The 389-nt window shown below is 50.4% G+C and carries 1 protein-coding gene; it reads right to left on the bottom strand.

The annotated features are described in order from the left end of the window. Positions 1-389: EF-Tu/IF-2/RF-3 family GTPase (locus tag JW499_RS21800; RefSeq protein ID WP_269814597.1), on the bottom strand; the 389-nt coding region annotated here is incomplete at both ends.

Raw genomic sequence — 389 nt, 5'->3', positions numbered from 1 at the left:
GTGTGACGACCACCTTCATCTTTAGACAGTACGTATACTTCACCTTCGAAACGAGTGTGAGGAGTAATAGTACCTGGCTTAGCCAGTACCTGACCACGCTCAACGTCGTCACGCTTAGTACCACGCAGCAGCGCACCGATGTTCTCACCTGCACGACCTTCATCAAGCAGCTTACGGAACATCTCTACACCCGTACAGGTAGTAGTCTGAGTATCACGGATACCTACGATCTGGATCTCTTCACCAGTCTTAACGATACCACGCTCTACACGACCGGTTACAACAGTACCACGACCAGAGATTGAGAATACGTCCTCGATAGGCATCAGGAATGGCTGATCGATAGCACGCTCTGGCTCTGGAATGTAAGTATCCAGCGCTTCAACCAG

Source organism: Amphritea pacifica, assembly GCF_016924145.1.
Classification (GTDB): Bacteria; Pseudomonadota; Gammaproteobacteria; order Pseudomonadales; family Balneatricaceae; genus Amphritea; species Amphritea pacifica.
This window is presented reverse-complemented; position numbering and strand designations above follow the sequence as displayed.